This is a genomic window from bacterium, from assembly GCA_016873475.1.
Taxonomy (GTDB): domain Bacteria; phylum Krumholzibacteriota; class Krumholzibacteriia; order JACNKJ01; family JACNKJ01; genus VGXI01.
Window position 1 is genome coordinate 1 of the sequence record VGXI01000222.1, and the last position, 4,739, is coordinate 4,739.

The following is a 4,739-nucleotide window of genomic DNA, read 5'->3' on the forward strand; positions in this document are numbered from 1 at the left end:
GGGGAGCTCGAGAACTGGAGGCGCACCGGGAAGGTGGGGTCGTTGGCGGCCACCGGGTTCCAGTAGCTGTCCGTGGCGACCACGCTGACGCCGAAGGGCACGCCCGCGTCCTGATACTGGGGCGTGCCGAGCTTGCCGTCGGACTCGATGGTGTCGAAGATGCCGGGGGCGAGCGTTTCGCCCGGCGCCACCACGGCCAGGCGCGCATAGGCGGCGGGGGAGACCTGGATCGCGCTGCTGGTGCCGCTCACGCCCTGGGAGCTGGTGATCGTCAGCGTGCGGCTGCCCCGCGTGCGGAAGATGACGTCGATGCTAGTGGCGTTGGTGACAGTGAAGTTGTTGTCGGCGAAGGCGGGCAATTGGAAGTAGCCATCGCCGCTGCTCGCGCCGACGAAGTGGTTGCCGCCGACCATGTTGAAGTAGCGATCCACCGGGCGCACGACGACGGGCGTCACGACGAGTCCGGCCGTCGTCGGGTTGGGCGTGCCGAGGTTGCCGGTGAAGCCCGGCGTGCTCAGGCCGGGCGCATAGGTCTGCCCTGGCAGCGTGACGAGGAAGCTCTCCAGCGGCCCCGGATCGACGCGGAAGCTGCCGCTGGTGGAGGCGGCGCTGCCGCCGCTGTCGCAGACGAGCGCGCAGGCGAAGAAGCGGCGCGTCACCTGGATGTCCGTGTCCAGCTCGCCGCCCACGAAAGTGTTCGTGCTGGCCAGGATGTAGTCCTCGCTCTCCTCGGTGCCGTAGCGCACGCGCAGCGAAACGGGGCCGTTGAAGGGGAAGCGGTTCTCGTAGAAGTCGCGGGCCGTGACGCGCACGTCGAAGGCCTGCGTGGTCACCTGCACGTCCAGGGTGTCCCAGATCGCGTAGTTGAACTCGAAGTGGTCGAGGCTCTGCGGCTGCACCGTCAGGTAGCTGTTGCTGATGTCCGCGATGCTGCCGCTGGCCGTGGCGGTCACGCTGTGCGTGGCGGCCGTGATCAGGCGGAAGACCTGATCGGCGAGCATGTTGTCGTTCATCAGGCCGCCGGGCGGCAGCTGCACGCTGCCGTGGCCGTCGGAGCTGGCGTAGCTCAGCGTGAAGGGCAGGCCGGGGTCGGTCTCGCGCACGGGGTTCCACCAGGCGTCCACCGCGTAGACCGTGCCGCTGAAGGGAATGCCCGCGAGCTGGGCCGTCGGGGTGCCGCTCTTGCCCGGCGGCACACCCGGCGTCAGGGTCTCGCCCGGCAGGACGAGCACGATGCCCTCGAGCGCGGCGGGCCAGAGCGGCGTCACCGCCGCGCTGCCCTGCGGATAGCTCGGTTGGCCGGGATAGATGCGCCCGCCGGTCGCCGTCAGCGTGTTCGACTGGGTGAGGATGTGGGTCCCCAGGAAGCGGACGGGCACCACGGCCTGGCCGTGGTCGAAGAGGCTGCCGCTGACGAGCTGCGTGGGGCCGGGGCCCAGGTTGCCGACGGCGGCGCGCAGGGTGACGTCGTCGGCGAAATTCGCGATCGCCACGCCGTAGGCGTCGACGGCGGTGAGGGTGATCGCGATGTCCTGGCCCACCCACTTGTCGCCGCCGGGCACGCCGACGTTGAAATGGTCGACGAAGGGGTAGGCGTTGATCCACTCGTACCCCTTCGGAGCGGTGATGTCGTCGACCGCGCGCGCCTCGAGTTGGATGCCGGTGCCCGGCGCATTGAAGACGACGTTGTCGAATTGCACCTCGCCGTTGACGATGTAGCGCGCGGGCGGCAAGGTGGCGCTGTGCGTGGTGTAGAGCTCGAAGAGCAGGGCGTTGACGTTGGTGTCCACGGTGCCGCCGGCATTCATCGCGCGCACCCGCACGCTGAAGCCCTGCCCGATGGTGACGGCCGGATTGCCGTCGACCATCACGGCGTTGACGACCGTGAGCTCGGTGTAGGTCCAGGCGCCGGCGGCGCCGGCGCCGAGCCCGGTCATCAGGAGGGCGAGGAGGGCGGCCTGCACGGGGCGAGCCGGGGTTCGCTGCGGCATTGGATGCCTCCGACGGCGATGCGGTTGGGATCGCACGCCGCTCGAGTCGGCGCGCGAGTGCCACCTGCTCCCTGCAATCCCTCGGCGCGGACGGCAGCGCGCGGCGAGGGCACACGGCCAGCCGGACTGCAACCCATATGCCATCGAGGAAGTCTCGTTCTTGCAAGGTCTTGAGGAGGAAGACGCGGAGGGATCGGAAGCGGCGGGAAGGTCTGGGCCGCCCCGCCGGCGCGCGGGCCATCCGGCCGAGTGCTCTCCATTTGCATGACGCCGCGAATCCGCTTAGCTTTGAAGCTCCCCCGCCGCCGGCGCGGCGGCCCGGGCCGCGATGCCCCGACCAGCCCAGTCGGAGAAAGGAAACCGGGTGTACCCTCCCGCCAGGCCTCTCGCCCTGCGCCTCGCTTCGCTGCTGGCGGCGCTCCTGACCGCCCTGCCGGCTCAGGCCGCGCTGATCCATGCCCCCGGCTCGGCCGGGTCCATCCGAGGCGCGCTGGCGCTGGCGCAGCCGGGCGACCTGGTGCTCATCGCGCCGGGGCGCCATGCCGAAGGGGTCTCCCTCGAGGTGTCGGTCGGCATCACGCTGCGGGGGGGCGGTGCCCGCCCCGAAGACACCGAGCTCTCGGGCGCCTACATGCACCAGATTCTCAGCGTGGCCGGGGACGGTGCCGTCACGATTGAGAACCTCAGCCTCAGAGACGGCTTCGGGGTGCGGGGCGGGGGCCTTTCGGTCGCGGGCGCTCAGCTGACCTTGCGCGACCTGCGCTTCCTGCGCAACGCGGCGGCGGCGGATGGCGGCGCGATCTACGCCGTGCAGGCGGGACTCGACCTGGAGAACTGTCTCTTCTACGCCAACTACGCCTCGAGCGGCAGCGGTGCGGCCCTGCACATCGCGGGCGCGAGCCCGGGCGGCCAGCCGCAGCGCATCGCCCACTGCACCTTCGCCGCCAATGCCGGCTGCTGCGGGGGGCGCTCCCTGGTGCTCGCCGATTGTGCGGCCGACATCAGCAACTGCATCCTGGAGGATGTCGTCTGCGGGGCCGGGGTGACGGCGCGCTTCGCCTGCAACAACGGGAGCACCTGCGGGCAGAGCGGGGATGGCAACTTCATCGCCGATCCGCGCTACTGCGGCTTCGAGCTGGCCGACTGCCGGCTCGAGCCCGACTCGCCCTGCCTGCCCGAGAACAACCCGGACTGCGGCCTGATCGGCGCCTACGGGGGCTGCGCGACCACAGCCGCGGCGTCGACGAGCTTCAGCGCGGTCAAGTCCCTGTATCGCTAGCGGCCGCTTGGGCGCGCGCGGCGGCCGCGCTCAGGCGCAGGCGCGGCGAGCGGCGGCCCAGCCACTCGATGCTCAGCGCGAGCGCGCTTCCCCAGAGCCAGCCACCCAGGACGTCGAGCGGGTAGTGCACGCCCACGTGCACGCGGCTGTAGGCGACGAGCAGCGGCAGGGCGAGCACCGCGAAGCGGCGCCGCCAGCCGCGGGCGCCGAGCGCCGGTAGGGTGCCGACAGCGCCCATGTTCGCCGCGTGGGAGCTGGGGAAGCTGAAGCCCGGCCCGCAGTCGACGAGCAGCCGCAGGCCCGCGAGGCTGTCGTGGCAGGGCCGGGGCCGCGCGAAGGCGTCCTTGAGCAGCTGGCTGGCGCTCCAATCGCTGAGCGCGACAAGGGGCAGCAGCCAGATCGCTCGCAACCGCCAGCGCGGCCCGCAGACGAGCAGGATCAGGAGCCAGAGGGCGATCAGGGGGACACGCAGGGGCTCGTCGCGGGTGATGAAGACGAAGAAGGCGTCCAGCCAGACCGGCCAGTCCCGCGCATTGAGGGCCAGGAAGAGCGCTTGGTCGAGGGCGAGCAGGCGCTCCACGCGCTGTCCCTCCGGGCTGGGCGATGGGGGCGGCGGGCGCCCGCAGGCGGCGATCAGGTGCCGGAGGTCGGGCTCGAACCGACATGCCATTGCTGGCGGGGGATTTTGAGTCCCCTGCGTCTACCGATTTCACCACTCCGGCGGCGCCGGGCAGCATAGCAGCCGCTCCGCGGCTGTCAAGCCGCTCGCCCTAGCGACCGCCCGCCTCGCGCCAGGGCGCGAGAGCCCGGGGCGGACCCAGGACCTCCGCGAGGACGATGGCGCGCCGCCAGCCCTGCCGGCCGAGCGGCACGACGTGGCGCGGGCTGCGCAGCGGCGGCGTCACCGCGGGCGCTGCGAGGGGCAAGGGAGCGGCGGCCGCCGCCTCGCGCTGCTCCCAGTCGCGGAGCTGCGATACGGCCGCCGCCCGCCGCTGCTCCTCCTCGGCTGCGAAGCGCTGCCAGTCGGCATCCGGCTTCAGGTCCCACTCGCCGACCTCCGCCAGCCGCCGCTCGGGCTCCTGCGCATCCGGGCGCGCCTCGGCGTCGCGCAGGCCCTCCTCCTCGAAGCGCGGCCGCTGCGTGCGGGCGGGAGGCGCTGGCGCGGCGGGTTTGTCCCCCGCCGGAGCGCCCAGCTTCTCGGCCAGATCCTGCAGCCAGTCGGGCAGCTCGGCCTCGGCGACGGGCGGCGGCGCCTCGCGCGGCGGCCGGCGCCGCCCCGCCGGGGGCGGCGCCGCCTTCTTCTGCCCGATGAGCCGCCGGAGGAGCCCCGGCAGCGTCATGATGAGGATGAGAACGAGCAGCGAGTCCAGGTTCACGGCCTAGCTCCCGGGCTTCTTCTCGCCGTCGGTCTTCTCGTCGCCGGCGATCGAGTCGCGCATGGCCGTGTCGCTCTGGATGTTCTTCATTTT

The 4,739-nt window shown here is 72.0% G+C and carries 4 protein-coding genes and 1 tRNA gene; 1 reads left to right on the forward strand and 4 read right to left on the reverse strand.

The genetic code is table 11. The annotated features are described in order from the left end of the window. A partial coding sequence (locus FJ251_13520) for a hypothetical protein (GenBank protein MBM4118725.1) occupies positions 1-1,991 on the reverse strand: 1,991 nt, incomplete at its 3' end. A gap of 364 nt (positions 1,992-2,355) precedes the next feature. Between FJ251_13520 and FJ251_13525 the strand changes: the two genes are divergently transcribed. Next, positions 2,356-3,270, forward strand: a complete 915-nt coding sequence (locus FJ251_13525) for a hypothetical protein (GenBank protein MBM4118726.1) — start codon at positions 2,356-2,358, stop codon at positions 3,268-3,270. On the opposite strand, the gene FJ251_13530 is transcribed toward FJ251_13525, so the two are convergent. The 3 genes from FJ251_13530 to FJ251_13540 form a co-directional block, all read right to left on the reverse strand. Then, positions 3,251-3,940: a phosphatase PAP2 family protein gene (locus FJ251_13530; protein ID MBM4118727.1), complete on the reverse strand. Its 690-nt coding sequence runs from the start codon at positions 3,938-3,940 to the stop codon at positions 3,251-3,253. The two genes, FJ251_13525 and FJ251_13530, sit on opposite strands and share 20 nt — an antisense overlap. After that, positions 3,906-3,992, reverse strand: a tRNA-Leu gene (locus FJ251_13535). The genes FJ251_13530 and FJ251_13535 overlap by 35 nt, the downstream gene beginning before the upstream one ends. Positions 3,993-4,040: 48 nt before the next feature. Beyond that, positions 4,041-4,646: a hypothetical protein gene (locus tag FJ251_13540; GenBank protein ID MBM4118728.1), complete on the reverse strand. Its 606-nt coding sequence runs from the start codon at positions 4,644-4,646 to the stop codon at positions 4,041-4,043. Positions 4,647-4,739 lie beyond the last annotated feature (93 nt).